Annotated in this window: 20 protein-coding genes and 1 other RNA gene; 4 read left to right on the top strand and 17 right to left on the bottom strand. The window is 32.8% G+C overall.

The window, feature by feature from the left end; genetic code table 11:
* Positions 1-122 precede the first annotated feature (122 nt).
* The 7 genes from FQU21_RS04980 to FQU21_RS04950 all read right to left on the bottom strand — a co-directional run bounded on the left by FQU21_RS04980 (position 123) and on the right by FQU21_RS04950 (position 6,071).
* Positions 123-671 carry a 1-acyl-sn-glycerol-3-phosphate acyltransferase gene (locus tag FQU21_RS04980; protein ID WP_147676886.1) on the bottom strand — a complete coding sequence of 183 codons (549 nt, stop codon included), beginning with the start codon at positions 669-671 and terminating at the stop codon, positions 123-125.
* Position 672: 1 nt separating this feature from the next.
* Positions 673-1,755, bottom strand: coding sequence for an iron-containing alcohol dehydrogenase family protein (locus tag FQU21_RS04975; RefSeq protein ID WP_147676885.1), 1,083 nt, complete (start codon positions 1,753-1,755; stop codon positions 673-675).
* A gap of 48 nt (positions 1,756-1,803) precedes the next feature.
* The gene (locus tag FQU21_RS04970) at positions 1,804-2,421 is read right to left on the bottom strand and encodes a CatA-like O-acetyltransferase (protein ID WP_147676884.1); all 618 of its coding nucleotides are present in this window, start codon (positions 2,419-2,421) and stop codon (positions 1,804-1,806) included.
* Positions 2,422-3,126, bottom strand: coding sequence for an HAD family hydrolase (locus tag FQU21_RS04965; RefSeq protein WP_147676883.1), 705 nt, complete (start codon positions 3,124-3,126; stop codon positions 2,422-2,424).
* Positions 3,117-3,845: a 3-deoxy-manno-octulosonate cytidylyltransferase gene (gene kdsB, locus FQU21_RS04960; RefSeq protein ID WP_147676882.1), complete on the bottom strand. Its 729-nt coding sequence runs from the start codon at positions 3,843-3,845 to the stop codon at positions 3,117-3,119. The genes FQU21_RS04965 and kdsB overlap by 10 nt, the downstream gene beginning before the upstream one ends.
* Positions 3,846-3,957: 112 nt before the next feature.
* A complete protein-coding gene (locus tag FQU21_RS04955) occupies positions 3,958-4,524 on the bottom strand; it encodes a DUF4126 domain-containing protein (protein ID WP_147676881.1) in 567 nt (188 codons plus the stop codon).
* Positions 4,525-4,634: 110 nt separating this feature from the next.
* Positions 4,635-6,071, bottom strand: a complete 1,437-nt coding sequence (locus FQU21_RS04950; protein WP_147676880.1) for an ATP-dependent DNA helicase — start codon at positions 6,069-6,071, stop codon at positions 4,635-4,637.
* 130 nt (positions 6,072-6,201) lie between these two features.
* Here FQU21_RS04950 and FQU21_RS04945 point away from each other — a divergent pair, with 130 nt between their 5' ends.
* From FQU21_RS04945 to rsmD, 3 genes are read left to right on the top strand one after another with little or no spacing between them, the layout of a single operon-like run.
* Positions 6,202-6,939 carry a hypothetical protein gene (locus FQU21_RS04945; protein WP_187269322.1) on the top strand — a complete coding sequence of 246 codons (738 nt, stop codon included), beginning with the start codon at positions 6,202-6,204 and terminating at the stop codon, positions 6,937-6,939.
* Positions 6,923-7,741, top strand: coding sequence for a DUF3822 family protein (locus tag FQU21_RS04940; protein WP_147676879.1), 819 nt, complete (start codon positions 6,923-6,925; stop codon positions 7,739-7,741). Before FQU21_RS04945 ends, FQU21_RS04940 begins: the two co-directional genes overlap by 17 nt.
* Entirely contained in the window at positions 7,741-8,280 is a 540-nt protein-coding gene (rsmD, locus tag FQU21_RS04935; RefSeq protein WP_147676878.1) for a 16S rRNA (guanine(966)-N(2))-methyltransferase RsmD, read from the top strand. Before FQU21_RS04940 ends, rsmD begins: the two co-directional genes overlap by 1 nt.
* A gap of 67 nt (positions 8,281-8,347) precedes the next feature.
* Here rsmD and rnpB read toward each other — a convergent pair.
* Positions 8,348-8,690: RNase P RNA component class A (gene rnpB / locus FQU21_RS04930), an RNA gene on the bottom strand.
* Positions 8,691-9,206: 516 nt separating this feature from the next.
* Here rnpB and FQU21_RS04925 point away from each other — a divergent pair.
* On the top strand, positions 9,207-10,940 hold the full coding sequence (locus FQU21_RS04925; protein WP_147676877.1) for a DNA polymerase III subunit gamma/tau: 1,734 nt from the start codon (positions 9,207-9,209) through the stop codon (positions 10,938-10,940).
* A 58-nt stretch (positions 10,941-10,998) separates the two neighbouring features.
* On the opposite strand, the gene FQU21_RS04920 is transcribed toward FQU21_RS04925, so the two are convergent.
* The 9 genes from FQU21_RS04920 to lpxA all read right to left on the bottom strand — a co-directional run bounded on the left by FQU21_RS04920 (position 10,999) and on the right by lpxA (position 20,239).
* The gene (locus FQU21_RS04920) at positions 10,999-11,481 is read right to left on the bottom strand and encodes a hypothetical protein (protein WP_147676876.1); all 483 of its coding nucleotides are present in this window, start codon (positions 11,479-11,481) and stop codon (positions 10,999-11,001) included.
* A gap of 119 nt (positions 11,482-11,600) precedes the next feature.
* Positions 11,601-12,077 (bottom strand): Hsp20/alpha crystallin family protein, encoded by a 477-nt coding sequence (locus tag FQU21_RS04915; RefSeq protein WP_147676875.1) that lies wholly within the window; start codon positions 12,075-12,077, stop codon positions 11,601-11,603.
* A 217-nt stretch (positions 12,078-12,294) separates the two neighbouring features.
* Positions 12,295-13,533 (bottom strand): DUF3095 domain-containing protein, encoded by a 1,239-nt coding sequence (locus FQU21_RS04910; RefSeq protein ID WP_246124763.1) that lies wholly within the window; start codon positions 13,531-13,533, stop codon positions 12,295-12,297.
* 36 nt (positions 13,534-13,569) lie between these two features.
* On the bottom strand, positions 13,570-15,603 hold the full coding sequence (locus FQU21_RS04905; RefSeq protein ID WP_147676874.1) for a VWA domain-containing protein: 2,034 nt from the start codon (positions 15,601-15,603) through the stop codon (positions 13,570-13,572).
* A gap of 67 nt (positions 15,604-15,670) precedes the next feature.
* Positions 15,671-16,417, bottom strand: a complete 747-nt coding sequence (gene fabG / locus FQU21_RS04900; protein WP_147676873.1) for a 3-oxoacyl-[acyl-carrier-protein] reductase — start codon at positions 16,415-16,417, stop codon at positions 15,671-15,673.
* 484 nt (positions 16,418-16,901) lie between these two features.
* On the bottom strand, positions 16,902-17,774 hold the full coding sequence (gene sucD / locus FQU21_RS04895) for a succinate--CoA ligase subunit alpha (protein WP_147676872.1): 873 nt from the start codon (positions 17,772-17,774) through the stop codon (positions 16,902-16,904).
* 88 nt (positions 17,775-17,862) lie between these two features.
* On the bottom strand, positions 17,863-18,795 hold the full coding sequence (locus FQU21_RS04890; RefSeq protein WP_147676871.1) for a UDP-3-O-(3-hydroxymyristoyl)glucosamine N-acyltransferase: 933 nt from the start codon (positions 18,793-18,795) through the stop codon (positions 17,863-17,865).
* Between the two features lie 34 nt (positions 18,796-18,829).
* Positions 18,830-19,396 (bottom strand): elongation factor P, encoded by a 567-nt coding sequence (efp, locus tag FQU21_RS04885; protein WP_147676870.1) that lies wholly within the window; start codon positions 19,394-19,396, stop codon positions 18,830-18,832.
* 57 nt (positions 19,397-19,453) lie between these two features.
* Positions 19,454-20,239, bottom strand: coding sequence for an acyl-ACP--UDP-N-acetylglucosamine O-acyltransferase (gene lpxA / locus FQU21_RS04880; protein ID WP_147676869.1), 786 nt, complete (start codon positions 20,237-20,239; stop codon positions 19,454-19,456).
* Positions 20,240-20,314: the final 75 nt, after the last annotated feature.

Below are 20,314 nucleotides of genomic sequence, written 5' to 3'. Positions count from 1 at the left end.
AATAGCTTTTGGTAGTTAGTTGAAGTGATGTTTCTTTTTAGGGACAACTTGTGTTTACTTTATGTTTCATTTACTACAACTATACTAATTATTTTCAAATATTGTGCCAAATGTAATGCTTTTTATGAATATTCGGCTACTTTTCCTTTAACGTCTTTATAAAAATTGTTTATAAATTTAAAATCGGCTTCCATATTGTCTGTAGGATAAAATGGTTCCGATATTTTGTTTTGCTTATTCTTAAAATCTAGCGTAAACATAATGATGGGTACATTGGCTTTTTTAGCAATATAGTAAAAACCAGAGCGCCATGTTGTCACTTTTTTTCGAGTCCCTTCGGGAGCTAAGGTCATTCTAAATTCGTCTTTTTCACAAAACAGTTTAGCGATAGCGTCGACTTTATTTTCGTTGGATTGACGGTTTATTGGAGCTCCGCCTAAAACTCGAAAAAACCAGCCTACAGGAAATACAAATAGCTCTTTTTTACCTACAAAATTAGTTTTTACCCGAGTAACGGCACGTAATAAAACACCTATGTAAAAGTCGTGCCAACTGGTATGCGGTGCCGCTATTATTATTGCTTTTTTTACGGTATTTTTTGAAAAATTGGTGTTACCTATGGCTTGCCAACCTAATAACTTAAAGTATATAAATTTGGCTAGCCAGTGCATATTATATTTTTTTATAAATTCCTCTTAGTTTTTCTGGTGTTATGGTCTGTTTCCAGTTTTTACCTACGGCATTTTCCCAAAGCGGTTCTAAACTTAATGCCACACGAATCATGGTATCAAAGTCATCATCGCTTAAATCTTTACAAATACCTGTTGGTAATTCAATACCATGTTTTTCTTTCATTTGTTTGAAAATTTTAACACCTTCCGGATAAAATTCTTCTAAATGATCGAAAACTAAGCAGTTTCCAATACCATGTTTTACCCCTAGTAAAAATGATAAGCCATAGCTCATGGCATGGGCAACTCCAACTTGTGAATAGGCAATACTCATACCGCCGTGCCAGCTTGCCATCATTAATTTATTTTGAGCTTCTTCTTCAGATAAATTGTCATCTAAGAAAATTTCTTTACACAAATCGAAAGATTTCTCTCCATAAGTTTTACTAAACTCGTTTAAATAAGTCCCGTTTAAAGATTCTACACAATGTACATAACAATCCATACCAGTGTAAAACCATTGTTGTTTAGGGACACCTGCTGTGAGTTCTGGATCTAAAATAACCTGATCGAATGGAGTATAATCGCTATTAATACCTAATTTTAATTTTGGACCAGTAAGGATCGTGGTACGAGAAACTTCGGCACCTGTTCCAGAAATGGTAGGGATACCAACATGGTATATTCCAGGATTTTTTATTAAATCCCAGCCTTGGTATTGCTGTGCGTCTCCCTCATTTGTTATTAAAAGCGCTACGGCTTTAGCCATATCGAGCAAGCTACCGCCTCCAATACCTATAATGCCCGAGGGCCTTTCTTTAGATTTTAATATAATATCTTCTACAAGCTCATCGACCTGTGAAGTTTTAGGTTCTTCTTTAGAGGATACAAAAATAATTCTATCATCATAAGAAAGTTTTATTCTTGAAGTTAACCAAGGGTTATTTTTAAAAACATTGTCTAATAAAAAAATAAAAGGCGCGTAAATACTAGTGCGCTTTGGTGCTAAAATATCATTTATTTGATTGAAACTACCTCTGCCAAATACAACTCTAGGCACCATTGGAAAGTTTTTATAATTCATTTGTTCTGTTTTCTTTTACGAAATGTAAAAATAGTATTAATTTAAATTCTACTGGTTTAAAAACTGTTGAAATTTCTTAGAAAAAAGTCCAACATGATATCCATCTATCAAAGCATGGTTTACATGCACTGAAACATTCATTATTAACTCATTGTTTATGGAAGTTGCTTTACCAAAAGATAATTTAGGCACACTATCTATTTGTCCCGAATTTGGTTCTTTATGAGCAATAAAGTTAATCCATGGTAATGCAGAGCAATGTATACAATCGAGGCCGTTAATAGGCGGAAATAGTGTTTTTGATTGTTTTACACGTTTTTTTTCGGTTTCCAAATTATTAGAAAACACCTCCAAATCATCACTGTATTTTACAAATGAAAACCCAAACGTGTTATCGTCTTTTAAAATAGTTGGAGAGGTATGGATTACATCGTATTCAACAACTTCATTACCTAAAATTCTATATCTAAAGTTTTCAATTTGATTAATGGCACGCATACAATCGTGTAAATAACGGGTAAAAAAACTGCTGTTATTTGCTTTCGAAACTTGATATGCGTGGCTTACATTAAAAGGAATAGTTACTGCAAATGAAGGATCCTTCAAACTTGAAAAATGTTCGAAATGCTCTTTCCTATTCCATGTATTTATATTTATTATTTTCAATTAATTTATTAGTTTTAACAAATCCTTTAACGTATTTATGGTAATAAATGCTTTTCCATTCATTTCTTTTTTTGTAACCTTTTCGTGTGCCCAAGTGGTATGAAATGGCACATGAATGGCTTGAGCTTTCAAATTTACTAAAGGTAAAACATCAGACTTTAGAGAGTTTCCAACCATTAGAAATTCAGACGGTTTAATATCTAAATGGTTTAATAGCTTTGAATAGTTATCTCCTTGCTTATCACTTAAGACTTCAATATGATGGAAATAATTGGTTAATCCCGATTTTTCTAATTTCCGTTCCTGATCTAGTAAATCGCCTTTTGTTGCTAAAATAAGTTTGTGTTTTTTTGATAAGGTTTTTAATACCTCTTCTACCCCATCTAAAAGTTCCACGGGCTTATTAAGCATATCTTTTCCTATATTTAAAATCGCCTCAATAGTTTGGTTAGATACGGTGTAATTGGACAATTCTAAAGCCACTTCAACCATAGATAAAGTAAAAGCTTTTACACCGTAACCATATAAGGGTAAATTACTTATCTCTTTTTTAAAAAGTTCTTGATCTATTTTATTTGGTGTTTCATATTGAGATAATAATTTACAAATTTTATCCTCTGCCACTCGGAAATAAGTTTCGTTTACCCAAAGGGTATCATCGGCATCAAAACCAATAACCTTTATATTTTTACAATTTATTTCCATAATTTTTTAGCGCGTTCTAAATCTTCTGGTGTATCAATTTCAACACCTTGAACATCGGTTTCAACCATTTTTATTCGTTTTCCGTATTCTAAATAGCGAATGCATTCTATTTTTTCTGAAGCCTCTAAAGACAACATGGGTAATCTATAGAAATCCATAATAGCCTGTTTTCTAAACGCATAAACACCTTTATGTTTAAAATATCTAACGCCTACATTTTTATCACGCGGATATGGAATGGGGCTTCTGGAAAAATAAAGTGCAAAGTTAGACTGATCTACAATAACCTTAACCGTATTCGGATTTACTATTTCTTCTTCATCGGAGATGTGTACCATTAATGATGCCAAATCAACTTCTTTGTCGGGATCATTTTTAAAAATTTCAATAAGTTTTGTTAAGGATTCTTTATCCGTAAAAGGTTCATCGCCTTGGACATTAATGACCACATCTACATCTAAAAACTCAACAGCTTCGGCAATTCTATCGCTTCCGCAGTCGTGTTCTTTTTTACTCATCATGGCTTTTCCGCCATGGTTTACAATTTCATTATAAATAATTTCACTGTCGGTAACTACAATAACATCATCGAATAATTTAGTAGCTACAGTAGCTTCATACGTTCTAAGAATAACTGTTTTCCCTCCTAAATCTTGCATAAGCTTGGCTGGAAAGCGCGACGCACTGTACCGTGCCGGAATCATTGAAATTATTTTCATGTGAAATAGTACTGGTTTTTAATACCTAAAATTTATTATAACAAATGTTTTGAGATGATTTTATTAAAAGAAATCATTCCGATATCAAAAATAGCATAAATAATAGAATTACTTATCCCTTACTTGGTTTAAACTTTTTATATAATTTGAAAATGACAAATAACATAATGATAACCAAAATAATAGCGAGAATGGGCATAAAAATTGAAACCGTAGACATAATTACCGAGGTTCCTGTTTCTATGGTAGCCACAATAGGGTTAGCCAATCCGCCTGTAGTTGCTGTAGATGCTAAACGTGTAGTGCTAGATGTTCCCGCTACCGCCGCTGCCGTTCCTCCTCCTGCAATAATGGCTAAAGCCCAAGTAACTACAGGGCTTAAATCTGCAACCGTTGAAAGCATAACTGCTGTACCAGCTAATGCCGCTAACGGGATTGCAATACTATCTAATAAATTATCGATATAAGGAATAAAATAAGCAAAAATTTCGACTACTGTAGCGACACCCAAGGTAATTATAGCTGTAGAACTCCCCACCCATTGCCAAGATTCATTAAGTTCCCAAACATCAAAATACGCCGCTAAACTTAATGTGAATAAAGGCAAAAATACGCGAAACCCTACCGAAGCAGAAAGTCCTACGCCTAAAAAAATACTAATTATGGTTTCTGCTGTCATAAGTTTTTAGAATAAAAAATAATTTTCAAGCTTTTCCGAAGTTACTAAAAATATTAAACATGATTTTATAATCAAAACCTATTCCAAACCATAAAACTTTGAATTATAATTTATAAAGGCATATCTTCTTCAAAAAACTCATCCTTAAACCCAATAAGATAGAGCTTTTCTTTAGCCCTAGTTGCCGCGGTATATAGCCAACGTAAGTAATCTTTATCGATACCATTTGGCAAATAGGGTTGCTCTACAAAAACCGTATTCCACTGTCCACCTTGAGATTTATGGCAAGTAATGGCATAAGAAAATTTAACCTGTAAGGCATTAAAATGCTTGTTTCCTTTAACTTTTAAAAACTTTTTATATTTTGAAGTTTCTCCTTCAAAATCCTTCATTACTTCTTGGTAAAGTCTGTTGGAATCTTCATAAGGCAACGATGGGGTTTCTGCTTCAATGGTGTCCAAAAGTAAAACCGTTTCAAAAGACATCATTTTTGGATAATCTACCATACGCACTTTGACTTCCGCAAAGCGAAAACCATATAATTCTTGAATGCTGAAAATTTCTAAAACCTCAATAATATCTCCATTGGCAATAAATCCTGCTTCGCTAGTAGGTTTTAACCAAAAGTAATTATTTTTTACAACCATCAAGTAATCCCCTGCCGACAATTCGTTTTCATTGTATAAAATACGACTTCTTATTTGCTGGTTATATAAATTAGCACGTTTGTTACTTCTAACAATAATCGCGGTTTCTTCGTTACCCAATTCGCTGTAAGCATCGTTTATAGCGTCCATAATTTCGTAGCCATCAATGAGCCTAACAATATCTTTAAACCCGTTTAAATCGAACTTAAAATAGTCGTATCTCTCTCTTGCTAATACATCTCTTAATATAGTTGCATTTACTAAAATACCAGAATCTTGGCCTTGCCTAACCACTTCGTCCAATTCCATTCGAGTTACTTCTTTATTATAGTTTAAGGCCAAAGTATTTTCATCCAAAGCTGGACTAATATCCAATTTAACAGGAGGAAGCTGTGCGGTATCCCCAATTAATAATAGTTTACAGTTATGACCTGCGTAAACATATTGCATTAAATCATCTAAAAGCGATCCGTTTTCCATTAATTTAGACTCACTCGGCGTATCTGGAATCATTGAGGCTTCATCAACAATAAAAATGGTGTTTTTATGCTTGTTGGGCTGCAAAACAAATTTAACGCCACCCCCTGAATCTTTTTTAGGAAAATATATTTTTTTATGAATAGTAAAAGCTTCTTTTCCCGAATAATTAGCGATTACTTTCGCGGCTCTACCCGTTGGAGCCATAAGCACAGCGCTCTTTTTTGCCTTCCATAAATTGTTTACAATAGCTCCTACAATCGTGGTTTTTCCTGTACCGGCATAACCTTTAAGCAAATACAGCGCGTTTTTATCACTTTTAAAAATAAATTCGGATAATTGCTGTAAAACAATATTTTGTTTTAAGGTCGGATTAAACGGAAACTGCTGTTTTATAAGGGAATAGAATTCGGGTGCCGTCATTTATTAAAAATAATTTTAGAAATTCTTCAAAGATAGAATGATTTTTACTCGCTTTGGTTTTTACGATTAAAAAAAAATTGTAGATTTGCTAAATAACGATTAATAAACTTTTAAAATTAAATAACGTACTATGTTAACATTTATTCTTATTGTGGTTGCGGTGATTATAGCAACAATTGTCTTGGTTAAGGTAATTGATAAATTTGTCCCAAATAAATTAAAGCCCGTTTTAAACATCTTGCTTTGGATTCTAATTGGCTATTTTGGCTATCAAACGTACATGTCTATTTACGAGCCTATTCAATTTAATAAACTAAAAAACGAACGTTACGTAAGAGTAATTGAAAGTTTAAAAGATATAAGAGATTCTGAATTAGCACACAAACAAGTAACAGGGAAATTTACAGATAAATTTGAAAACTTAATTAAGTTTATTGACACGGCTGAATTTACCATTACTCAGCGTCGTGATTCTAGCGTTATTGATAAAGAGTTAACAAGACGTTACGGTGTAGATACCTATATGGATATTGTTATTATTGATACCTTAGGAACGGTTTCTGTAAAAGATTCATTGTTTAAAAACTCTGATCGTTATAAAAAAATGATGAATGTACCTGTTGGAAAAGAAGGTGCTAAATTTGAATTAAAAGCAGGATTTATTAAACAAAATGATATTAACATTCCTGTATTTGAAACTTTGGTTAAAAAAGATGTTATTCTTTACGATCAAAATCCAGATTTAGTGGTACAAGAAAACCAAGTAATAGCTGTGGATGGCGTTAATGGAGATGCTTTAAAAGTAGGCTCTATGACCGAAGTTAAAACAACCGGAAACTGGCCAAAAAATTATGGCGATAACGAATAATATAAACACACAAATAAATTTAGAACTGTCCATTCAAATAAGCTTGAGTGGACTTTCTTTTTGTATTCTAAACCGAAATGATAATACCATAATTGCTTTAGAAGAAATTCAGTTTAAAAAGCAATTAAACCCTTTAGAGTTATTAGACCAAGTAAAGCAATGTTTTGATAACGAGGCACTGCTACAAAACAAATTTGAGTCCTTAAACGTGATTCATGAAAATGAATTATCAACCCTAGTGCCCCAAACTATTTTTAACGAAAATGCCATAGCCGACTATTTAAAATTCAACTCAAAAATTTTAAAGTCCGATTTTGTAACCTTCGACAACATAGACATCAACCAAAGCGTAAACGTATATATTCCTTACGTAAACGTGAATAATTATATTTTCGATTTATATGGCGATTTTACTTATAAGCACGCCTCTACTGTTCTAATTGAAACTATTTTAGAATGGGAAAAAAACTCGGAAAGTTCAAACTTTTATGTAAACGTAAACCAAAATCGTTTCGAAATTGTTGTTACAAATCAAGGAAAACTTCAATTTTATAATAGTTTTGAATATGCTACAAAAGAAGATTTTATATATTACATCCTCTTTACGGCCGAGCAATTAAAACTAGACACAGAAACCTTAAATCTTATTTTACTTGGAGCTGTAAATAAAAACGACGAACTATATAATATAGCATACAAATACATAAGAAACGTTAGTTTTGGTAGTCTAAAAAATAACTACAAATTTACTAATGTTTTAAAACCAAATCATTCAAATTTCACTTTAATAAATAGCTTTTAATGCGCATAATATCAGGATTATATAAAAGCAGAAAAATAGTAGCTCCAAAAAACCTACCCGTTCGCCCAACAACCGATATGGCTAAGGAATCTCTATTCAATATCTTAAACAATACCTATTATTTTGACGATGTTTCCGTGCTCGATTTATTCGCAGGAACAGGCAATATAAGCTACGAATTTGCCTCTCGCGGCACTGAAAATATTACTTGCGTAGATCAAGATTTTGGATGTATAAAATTTATTAATAAAACGGCCGAGCAATTCGATATGCCTATAAACACCATTAAAAGTGATGTGTTTAAATTTTTAGAAAAATCAACGTTACAATCCACTATTATTTTTGCCGATCCACCATATAATTTCGACGAAAATCTATTCGGAAAAATACCAGAATTAGTATTTAAAAACAATATGCTACTGCCAGACGGTGTACTTGTTGTAGAACACTCTAAACATACCGATCTATCTAAACTAACAAACTATAGCTACTCAAAAAGTTACGGTGGTAATATGTTTAGCTTTTTCGAAAACGAATAACAACTACTAACTTAAATTTTTTTAACTAAAAAAACCTTCAAGGCCAAAGCCAAGAAGGTTTTTTTTATAAGTAAGTAAATCTATAAGCCGGATTCTGTACTTCTAAAAACCTGTTTAAGCCAAAGCCAAACAAGTAAAAAAAGCCCTTATCATTTATCTACGTGTTTTGTTACCAAAACACTTTAGCTGCTTACCCTCCAGCATCGGGCGTTCAACCCTCAAGCACTGGTTTACATAACATTGCACCACATAGAGTTTACCTGGTTTCACTACAGCATAACCTGTACATACTTTCTGCTGCACTAGTCCTAACCTCTCGGTTGGTGGCCGTTAGCCACTATATTGAACTATGGTGTCCGGACTTTCCTCCATCTCAATTAAATCAAGACAGCGATAAGGCGATCTACTAGCCGTCAAAATTACAACAAACAAATAATAAAATGCAACATTATAAAGCTAAACATTAAAATATAAATTTGGGCGTTCCCCAAGGGTCGGGCTTTCCGCAGTCGCTTTTTTGTGTTGCATAGGTGCAACAACACAAAAAGAGCTCCAACAATGCTCCAATCCCTAACGCAGGCACTTTTGCAAAAGCAGGTAGTTTGGATGACGATAAAACTTATTTATTAGGTTTTAAAAAATCAAAAAACTAGAATTAAGATACTAGTATTAAGAATTAAGAAAAAACAAACTCTTAAACTGCATTCTATGATCCCCAATTCTAAACTCCAAGCTCTAAAATCTTATAGTCTATTCACTTTTCTCTATTTTCTATATTCTTAATACTTAATACTTAATACTTAATTCTACCAATCTCAATTCTTCTCAAAACACCGTTGTTAATAACTCCTTTTAAATTTCGATTTTACAGTTTAATAATTCCAATTGAATTTTTAACTTTGTTATTCACTCAATAGCGAATAAATTTGGAACATTTTATAGTATCGGCACGTAAATACAGACCACAAACATTTAAGGATGTAGTTGGGCAACAAGCCATTACCAATACGTTGTTAAATGCTATTGAAAACAATCATTTAGCACAAGCCCTTTTATTTACAGGACCACGTGGTGTTGGTAAAACAACCTGCGCACGTATTTTAGCTAAAATGATAAATAGTGACGGTAAAGAAACAGGCGACGAAGATTTCGCTTTTAATATTTTCGAACTCGATGCGGCGTCAAACAACTCGGTAGACGATATTAGAAGTCTAACCGACCAGGTGCGTATCCCGCCACAAGTTGGTAAATACAAGGTTTATATTATTGACGAGGTACACATGCTCTCTCAGGCCGCTTTTAATGCCTTTTTAAAAACATTAGAGGAGCCTCCAAAACATTGTATTTTCATTCTTGCAACTACCGAAAAACATAAAATAATCCCCACTATTTTATCACGTTGCCAGATTTTCGATTTTAAACGTATCACCGTAAAAGACGCTAAAAATTATTTAAAATATATTGCTGAAGAACAAGGCATAACCGCCGAAGATGATGCTTTGCATATTATTGCACAAAAGGCCGATGGCGCTATGCGAGACGCCCTTTCTATTTTCGATCGTGTGGTTAGTTTTTCTGGAAAAAATTTAACGCGCCAAGCGGTTACCGAGAACTTAAACGTACTCGATTACGAAACCTATTTTGAAAGTACCGATTTAATTCTCGAAAACAACATACCCGAATTACTCATTCAATTCAATCACACCTTATCCAAAGGTTTCGATGGGCACCATTTTATTGCTGGTTTAGCATCGCATTTTAGAGACTTGCTGGTAAGTAAAACGCCTTCAACTATAGAATTGCTAGAAGTTGGAGAACAAACCCAAGTAAAATACTTAGAACAATCGCAAAAAACCTCGCAAGAGTTTTTAATGCAAGGTATCAACCTCGCAAACGACTGCGATCTCAAGTATAAAACCAGTAAAAATCAGCGACTCCTCGTTGAATTATGTCTCATGCAGCTTGCCTCTATCACTTTCGATGGAGAAAAAAAAAATAGCAAACATTACATAATTCCAGCGTCGTACTTTAAAAAGAAAGGTGTTACGCCTGTTCCTGTAAAAGTTCCTAAAAAAGAACCTAGCCAAAACCCTTCCGCGCAAGCGAAAACAGAAAATACGGCATTAGATCCGGCAAAGGTTAAACCTACGGTAAAACCACCGGAAAACACTCATATAAAAATAGATTTATCTAAAGGTAGAGAACGTAGATCGGGACTTTCATTAAGTAGTATTCGCGCTAAAAAAGAGCATCAAATAAAGCAAATGGAAGTGGTGGTCGATGAGGAAAACCTCCCAACCGAACCTTTTACAGACGAAGCTTTTTTAAAAGAATGGAATTATTTTGTAGATAAACTAGCCAAAGATGGCCAGCATAACCTCGCTTCTATTTTAAATATGGATACGCCAAAAATTAAAGGCACCAATATCCATTTAACCTTCCCGACCGAAACGAATAAAAAGGAAGTTATGCAAGGACAATACGACCTTATGACTCATATTAGAACTAAACTCAAAAATTTTGATATTAGTTTAGTGATAACGGTCAATGAAGTGATGGATAAAAAATACGTGTTTACCGATGCCGATAAATACGAAAAACTAAAAGAGGCCAATCCAAATCTAGAACTTTTACGCCGTACTTTCGATTTGGATATTTAGTCCCTCTTATGAGGCATCAACTAGTGATAACCAAAACATCGTTTTAGGTATTCCTTTTCTAAATCTTATTCTTATACGCTTCTGGTAAAACAAATTCCGATTGGTACTTTTCTAAAAACTTTTTTTGACGAGAAAACATTTGCTCGGTTATACTATCTAAATCCATAAAGTCCCTACCAAAATCACTTCCGAAGAAATCGTCATTAAAAAAATGCTCGCTAAAAGGAGAATCCTCAGAAAACAGATTTTCAAATCCTTGATGTTCAAATCTTGAATAATTATTAAAAAACTTCGACTTAAAACTTTGCAGCATACTATCTCTTTCTTTAGCCGATAACCCCGCTATATTTTTGCTAGAAGACCAAGAATAAATACTATCATATTTAATTAAATTTCCATTTTCATCAAATTCTTTATCTACTTTCCATGATCCTTTTGGTTGTTCTTTACTCAGTTTTTCGGTCTGTTTATTTTCGTTGTTTTGCCCACTGCAATTCAAACTTAATAATGCTATAGTAAATAATAAAACACACTTTTTCATTATTCTAAATTTTAAATTAAACATATCATGTAACACAAAAAATTTAATAAAGTGAGGCTAAAAACATTAGCCTCACTAAATCCTTTAAAAACTCTTTTACTTTAAAGTTTCGTTATACTTTACGAAATTTTAATGCTTCTCGCTGGTTTTTGCTTGGCTTCCTCTTTTTTAGGTAAAAAGATATTTAAAATACCATCTTGATAATTGGCAGTAATTTTTTCATCATCTACCGTTTCTGGTAAAGTGAAAGTCCTTTTAAAAGACGCGTAACCAAACTCTTTACGTGTATAATTGTCTTCTTTTTGTTCGTGTGTTTCTTTTTTCTCTGTAGAAATAGATAACACTTGATTGTCTAAATCCAATTTAAAATCGGATTTTTTTAAGCCTGGTACAGCCATTTCAACTATGTAGGCATCAGCCGTTTCTTTGATATTTACTTTTGGTAACGACAACCCGGTATTAAAATTTGAAGTAAATACAGAAGATAAATCTCTGTTAAAAATATCATCTAACCAACTAGAGTTATTGGGGAAGTTTACATTTGAATTTACGTTTGATAAACTTCCGTTTTTAGGAACATTTACTAAATTGCTCATAATTACAAAATTTTAAATTAAACATGTTTTTCAAACTTGAAACCTTTTCGATTTCATACGGTATAAAACAAAAAAAATACCAAACCAATTCTATTACATTATGAGTTTATCTTGCTGTCATTTTTTCAGAATCATTGTCAAAAATTCATATAAACCATTGACATCATGACATTTGACAATTTTTAAAATCAATATCTACTTTCTAAACACCGTTAATTTACGATCTTGCTTTAACCTTTTTTAGTTTTTCCTTAAACATCATAGCTGCACTTGTGTAACCGCCTTCTGTACCATCAACAAAATGAATGTGTTTTTCTTGGCGATCTTCAATATAACAAGACATAATAGAGGCGTGAGTTACATGGATACCGTAGATTATTTTATTGCTTTTTTCTAAATTATCGAGTGTTATTTTCAATCGATCCACTTGTTCATAGGTTCCGGAAATTACGGTGTTTAACACGCCATCAATCATGAGGGTATCGGTAAGTTTTACAATACGCTGTTTCTGTTTTTTTCCTGCTTTAAAAAACTTAAAATAAATAACACCAATGAAGGTAATAAACCAATTACTAATTAAATATTTCAATTGATACTTGCCCAACCTAGCATACATTTCTTTTTTTATCTTTCGGATTGAAAGATCTAACTTTAAAGTTTTTGTAGAAATAGGATTACGTTGTTCTAAGGTTCCAAATATAACATCAATAGCATTGATTATTTCGCTATAAACTTGCGCTTGTATACTTTCGTTATCACAATCAACCAGTATACAGACCACCTTTTTATCGGTTTTATTGGGGTAAATTTTATCCCACCGGCATTCCATACCGTCCAAATTTAGCTCAGTAGTAACGATATTAGGTATATCCGACGGTTTAAAACGTGCTTTAATAATATCCTCGGCGTATTTTAGACCATTTCCTAAAACAACAGGCATTGTTAAATACTTATTATAACTCACTTTACTAATGCGCAAGCTCACCTGATTATCGTAAACATTTTGCACCTGTAAATGCCCTACTCTTAAATTTAATTGTGTTGTTTGTTTTATATGCTGGCTGTAATTATTTAAAGCCAATAACACCGGAGGCAAAACGGTTTTAGGCATTATAAATGTGGCGCCATCTCCTCCAAAAAAATAGGGAATCTTAATGTTATTATTTAGTTTTTTTAAAGTATTTAAAACGGTAATAATACTTCCTGTGGCACTTAAATTAACCTCGTTATGCAAACCTATGGAAACCGCATTGGTCGAATTTTCAATATCGGTAATAACTATAAACCATTCACTTGGAACTTTAAAAAACAAACTGTTATCTTTTAAAAGTTCGGACAAAGACAAGTTGCTTTTAGAAATGTTTTTATAAAAATTTAAATCAATAGTTTTAACCAAAGCATCATTTTTAATTACTACTTCAAAATAAATATAAGACTTATTTTCTGAAAAACTCACAAAAGCTAAGTACTAGCATTCCCAACTAATTTCAAGCTATATCAGGCCATTATATTTTCTTAAAAACCACTCCGCAGCTAAACTGATGGCTATTATACCAAGAAGATATTTCCAATCGATTAACGGAAGACTTGTATTATGCTTTTTTTGAACCGTTTGATACCGGTTGTCCTTTATTAAATCGTTTATAAAAGTATCCGTATGATCAATAAAATAACTTGTTCCTTCACTACTTTTAGCCAACTGTTGTAATTTAGAAACATTGGCATTTAAGAACTGTTCTTCTACATTATATTGTAAAATTTGAAAACTCCCCGATTTAGATAAATTTTCATTATTTGAATACACGGTAAAATCGTATTCCGAAGGTGCTAAACGACTTAAATCCACTTGGTAATTATTGTGTTTCAGAATTAAAGGCAATGTTTTTTCTTCCTTTGATAATTTATCTGTAATTTTTATTTGAAGATTTTCACGAGTATCAAAAACATAATTTTTATCGAAAAACTCGGCTTTAATTACAATTTCTCCGCTTCCGTTATAGAAAGATTCATAATCTACATTTAAACGGCTACGCTTTTTATTCGATGCCAAATACTGCACGATTTTACCAATAAAATCATCGAACTGTTGGAATGATTTAGTTTGCAAAAAACTCTGTGCGCGCCATTGCCAAATGTTCTCGCCAAAAAGAACCGCTTCTCGCCTGCCGTTAGTTTCTAATGTTGCTAATAGTGGTTCTTGGGTAGCAATGCCGTTAACATTTTTAAATAACATGGTTTGAAAAGGCACAGCAAAAACCACCGATCCGTAATTGGATTTTAATGGTGGAAAAGATTCATAATTAATATCATCAATAATAAATGGTGTGTAATTTGAGTTTAATTCTGCTTGATAATCTTCAGTTTGATCTGTGATTTCGTGATCGAAGGTTTTATTATTTTCATTAAGAAAATCAAGATCAGTTTTAGTCCCTTCAACAAGAAACCTATTTTTATTTTCAGTATTTAAAAGCGTAAATAATTCTTTAAAGTCATAGTTTGGTTGATACAATATAACCAACTGAAAATCATTTAACTTCGAAATTATTTCATTTGGTTTTAAAATTGAAACCGTACTACGTTCATTGCTTTCAATACTCTTTTTAAAACTACCTAAATCGGGATGATAAAAACTAGAAACAATGGCAATATTTGTTTTCTGATCGATAACTTCAACAGCAAAATTTTTAGAATTATTGACCTTGTTTTTTTCAGTTTCAATAGGAATTAATGTAGCTGTATAAGCACTAACACCAACACGAGATGCCGGTAAAGAAAAGTTAAGAAGTGAAGAATTATTATTTTTTGAAAACACCACATCTTTAGAAAACACAACTGAGTTCCCTTGTTTTACGACAAATTTTGAAGTTACCTTCTGGTTTCCGTTGTAAACCACAATAGCTTCAACAGGAAATTTATTTTTTAAATACGCATACTTATTAACGTTAAGCTGTTGTATTTTTAAATCGGTATAAGTAATGGTGTCCCCTAAAATTATAGGATAAACTGGCTGTTTATAGGTTGTACTCGCAAACTCATAGTCGTTACCAAGTGTTTGATTTCCATCGGAAATTAATACCGTTGGAGCATTGCTTGTTTTATAAATTTGGGATAATTGGGTAAAGGCTTCGTTTATATTCGATTGTTTTTCTGAAAATGATAACATATCGGACGCTTGAAACTTAGCTCCAAAAGTGTAAAATTCTAGATTAAATTTATTTTTTAATTCCGTATTCTCTGAAATGGTTTTAACCAAAGTTTTAACTTTTTCAGATTGATTTAAATGTTTTATGGAGTTGGAATTATCGACCGCAATAACCAAATTGGGTTTTTCGGTAGTAAAGGTAGTTTGTGTAAATTTTGGATTTATTAATAATATAAGTACTGAAAAAATAGTAATAAATCGTAAAAAAGCGAAAAGCATGTTTAATTTAGACATGCTTTTCGTTTTATTAACATACTGAAAAACAGATAGCCCAAGTGCTATAATTCCAGCAAGTAAAATATATAGTATTGTTTCTGTTTGCATTTAAGTTTTTAAATTCAATGTGAAAAAAATTTCCACCAACGTAGAAATATGAAAAACAAAACTTAAATTAAGTCAGCATACCGCCATCCACATTTAACGTTTGCCCCGTCATATAAGCCGACATATCGCTAGCTAAAAACACGCAAACATTAGCGATATCTTCTGGAGTTCCACCACGTTTTAATGGAATTCCTGCGCGCCATCCTTTTACAACCTCTTCATCTAATTTTGCCGTCATTTCAGTTTCAATAAATCCAGGAGCCACTACGTTACTTCTAATATTTCTAGACCCTAACTCCAAAGCTACAGATTTAGAAAAACCTATAATCCCCGCTTTTGATGCTGCATAATTAGTTTGTCCCGCATTCCCTTTTACGCCAACTACCGAACTCATGTTAATAATAGAGCCTTTACGTTGCTTTAACATGGTGCGTTGCACTGCTTTGGTCATATTGAAAACCGATTTTAAATTGACTTCAATAACGGAATCAAAATCTTCTTCACTAATACGCATTAATAAATTATCTTTAGTAATACCAGCATTGTTTACAAGAATATCAATACTTCCAAATTCTGCAACCACTTCAGCGGCTAGTTTTTGAGCCTCATCAAAATTGGCTGCATTACTTTGATAGCCTTTAGCTTTAATGCCCAGTGCATTTAATTCTTTTTCTAATTCATTTGCAGCTTCAACAGAAGCGCTGTATGTAAATGCGACGTTTGCACCTTCTTTTGCAAAAACTTGAGCAATTCCTTTACCTATTCCTCTACTCGCTCCGGTAATTATAGCTGTTTTTCCTTCTAATAATTTCATGTATTTACTTATTTTTTATATCAATTGTATCTTAAATAAATCTAAGCACAAATTGAATGTTCTTTAAAACTAAGCGGTTACTAATTATGATTTATTCCGCTTAAATTAACATCTTATAGTTTTATTATTTGAATTAAATTTTAACCAAAATCAAATATAATAATTCCAAATATAATTCAACCTAAAAAAAGCCGTTAGACTAAAAAACTATAGGCTTTTTTTCTAAATTTCAAATTTGTTCAATCTTTTAAAATTAAATAAATATTCATATCTCAAATTTTATTAGATTTTATAAAACCTTCAAAATCGATATTTATATATATTAAATGTATGTCAAGGTATAAAATTCAAAAAATAAAAAATGATTTTACTCCATTCATATTAATACATTTAATAAGGGACTTAAAATTAAGTATAAAAAAATCGTTAACTAAACGAAGTTAACGATTTTTAAAATGAATTATATTTTTATTTCAGCAAATATTTAAGCTAAAACTTCAGCAATTTTCTTTCCAATTTCAGCAGGAGAATCAACCACGTGAATTCCACATGCTCTCATAATTTTCTTTTTAGCTTGTGCCGTATCATCACTTCCACCAACAATCGCTCCAGCATGTCCCATAGTACGACCTGCAGGCGCCGTTTCACCAGCGATAAAACCAACAACTGGTTTTTTACTTCCACTAGCTTTGTACCAGTTTGCAGCATCGGCTTCTAATTGACCTCCAATTTCACCAATCATGACTACCGCTTCAGTTTCTGGATCGTTGATTAATAATTCAACCGCCTCTTTAGTGGTTGTTCCAATAATTGGATCTCCACCAATACCAATAGCCGTAGTAATTCCTAAACCTTGTTTTACCACTTGGTCTGCCGCTTCATAAGTTAAAGTTCCAGATTTTGAAACAATACCTACTTTACCTTTTTTGAAAACAAAACCTGGCATAATACCAACTTTAGCTTCACCTGGCGTAATAACACCTGGGCAGTTAGGACCAATTAAACGGCATGATTTATTTTTAATATATGTTGAAGCCTTAATCATGTCGGCAACAGGAATACCTTCTGTAATGGTTATAATAACTTTAATACCTGCATCGGCAGCTTCCATAATAGCATCGGCAGCAAAAGCTGGCGGTACAAATATAATGGTTGTGTCTGCTCCTACTTGTTCTACTGCCTCTAAAACAGTATTGAAAACTGGTCTATCTAAATGTGTTTGACCACCTTTTCCTGGTGTTACCCCACCAACAACGTTGGTTCCGTATTCAATCATTTGGCTGGCGTGAAATGTACCTTCACTTCCTGTAAAACCTTGAACTATTATTTTTGAATCTTTGTTTACTAAAACGCTCATAGAAGATTTTTTATCATTATTATATTTACTTAACAAAAGTAATTTTTTGAATTCTATTTTTAAAGTAAAAACCGAATTACTTTTGGGGTTATTTCTTAATTGATTTTAATATTTCAGGAATCTTTCGGATATAAGCTAATTCCTTAAATTTTGCTCTAGCTTCACCAGCCGGAGTTCCAAAATAGACTTTATTTTCGTCGGTTGAATGCCCTAATCCTGATTGCGCAAAAAGCTCGGTTCCTTTCGCAAGTGTAATACCACTTTTAACGCCTGCTTGTCCCCAAATAACAACTCCATCTTCAACAATAACACAACCCGCTATTCCTACTTGCGATGCTATAAGGCATTTTTTACCAAGCACTGTATCATGTCCTATTTGAATTTGATTATCCAATTTAGAACCATATCCAATACGTGTATCTGCGGTTACGCCTCTATCAATGGTACAAGCTGCGCCAATATCAACGTAATCTTCTATAACTACACGTCCACCAGATTTTAATCGATCATAACCCTCTGGGCGCTTTTTATAATAGAAAGCATTTGCACCTAAAACCGTTCCCGAATGAATGGTGACGTTATTACCAATCACTGCGTCGTCATAAATACTAACGTTGGCATGAATGATACAATTATCGCCAATAGTTACATTATGACCAATAAAACAATTAGGTTGAATGACCGTGTTTTGACCTATTTTAGCTGAGGCTGAAATAGCAGAATGAGCCGATTGAAAAGGCTTAAAATGATTGGTTAAAGTATTGAAATCTCTAAACGGATCATCACTTACTAATAAGGCTTTTCCTTTCGGGCACTCTACTTCTTTATTAATTAAAATAATAGTGGCCGCCGAATTTAATGCTTTATCGTAATATTTTGGATGATCTACAAAAACAATGTCTCCAGCTTCAACCACATGAATTTCGTTCATGCCTAAAACAGGAAAGTTTTTATCGCCAATAAATTTACAACCAATAAGATCTGCAATTTGTTTTAGACTCTGTTGCTGTGGAAATTTCATCGTTTTTGTTTAAAAATTTGATAGAATACTGTTTTTATTCCTTAACTCTTTCTTTATAGGTTCCTTTTGCTGTTTCTACTTTAATTTTATCTCCTTCATTGATAAATAAAGGAACATTTACAATAGCGCCTGTTTCCACCGTTGCTGGTTTAGTTGCATTGGTTGCTGTATTTCCTTTAACTCCAGGTTCGGTTGCAGTAATTTCTAAAATAACACTTGCTGGTAAATCTACCGAAAGTGGCATATTATCCTCTGTGTTAATTAAAACTGTAACCACTTCACCTTCTTTCATTAATCCAGGATTATCTAAAGCGGCTTCTAACAAACGAATTTGGGTATAATCGGCTTCATTCATAAAATGATAAAATTCACCATCATTATATAAATATTGGAATTTATGTGTTTCTACACGAACATCTTCTAATTTATGCCCAGCGGAAAAGGTATTGTCTATAACTTTTCCACTAGTAACACTTTTCATTTTTGTTCTTACAAACGCGGGACCTTTTCCTGGTTTAACATGTAAAAATTCTACAATTTTATATATATCATTACTGTATCTAATGCATAATCCGTTTCTAATATCACTTGTAGTAACCATAATGTTTTTTTTGAAATTTATTGTTTGATTTTAGCCGATAAAAAAGACTAATTGGTTTTAATTTGATTTAAAATATCCTTTCATAATTCCGCGATGCGAATTTCTAACAAAATGAAGAATTTCGTCCCGCTCTGGCGTAGCCTCCATTTCTGCTTCAATTAAATCAGCAGCCTGTGTATTGTTGTAATTCTTTTGATATAAGATTCTATAAATATCTTGAATTTCTCTAATTTTTTCAGACTCATAGCCACGACGACGTAAACCTACAGAATTTATCCCTACATAAGAAAGGGGTTCACGAGCTGCTTTAACGTAGGGAGGTACATCTTTTCTCACTAAAGACCCTCCTGTAACAAAGGCATGGTTACCAACAGAGACAAATTGATGCACAGCTGTCATTCCGGCCATAACCACAAAGTCTCCAACAGTAACATGTCCTGCAAGCGTACTATTATTAGAAAAAATACAGTTTTTACCTACAACGCAATCGTGTGCAATGTGGCAATAAGCCATAATTAAACAATTATCGCCAATTACTGTTTTCATTCTGTCGGTTGTCCCTCTATTAATGGTAACGCATTCGCGAATAGTGACATTGTTTCCAATTTCTACCGTTGTTTCTTCGTCGTTATATTTTAAATCTTGTGGCACTGCAGAAATGACTGCGCCTGGAAAAATATTACAATTTTTTCCAATGCGTGCCCCCTCCATAATTGTAACATTGCTTCCTATCCATGTGCCATCGCCAATTATAACATTGTTATGAATAGTTGTAAAAGGCTCTATGACCACATTTTTTGCAATTTTTGCACCAGGATGCACGTATGCTAATGGTTGATTCATTTTTTATATTTTAGTTTAGTAGAAAAATGAAATACAAGATCTTTCAGCCTTTAGCTTATTATCTTAAATTTCATG

Source organism: Algibacter pacificus, from assembly GCF_008033385.1.
Lineage (GTDB): Bacteria > Bacteroidota > Bacteroidia > Flavobacteriales > Flavobacteriaceae > Algibacter > Algibacter pacificus.
Note: the sequence above shows the minus strand (reverse complement) of the source record. Positions and strands in the feature narration are given on the sequence as shown.